General features: G+C 52.3%; 1 protein-coding gene. It reads right to left on the reverse strand.

Annotated features, from left to right (window positions below):
- On the reverse strand, positions 1-442 hold a 442-nt coding region (locus KMS84_RS39100; RefSeq protein ID WP_256921335.1), incomplete at both ends, for a PAS domain-containing protein.

Here is a 442-nt window from a genome sequence, read left to right on the forward strand (position 1 = left end):
GTCATGGGTGCTTTCTGTGACCAGGCGCATTCGTTCTTCGCTCAAACGAAGCTCTTGCTCAGCCTCGCGACGTGAGGTGATATCAATAAAGGTCAGAACGATACCGCCTATCTGATCCACGTTGGAACGATAGGGCAAGATTCGCACGATGTACCAGCGGTCATCGGAACTCGCGACTTCGCGTTCGATGCCCTTCAGAGTCTCGAATACTGACATGGCATCCTCGGCCATTCCGTGGTATTTGAGGCGATGAGTGATATCCAACAAGGGCCGACCGGCGTCTACCGCCAGCATGCTAAAAATATCCGTTGCTCGAGGGGTGAACCATTTGATTCGCAGCTCTCGATCAACGAAAACAGTGGCAATGTCGGTGGAGCTGATCAGGTTGCTAAGGTAGTCGTTGACCTGGTCTGTTTCCTCAACCTTGATCTTCAACTCGTGG

The organism is Streptomyces hilarionis (genome assembly GCF_024539675.1).
In the GTDB taxonomy this organism is placed as follows: Bacteria; Actinomycetota; Actinomycetes; order Streptomycetales; family Streptomycetaceae; genus Streptomyces; species Streptomyces hilarionis.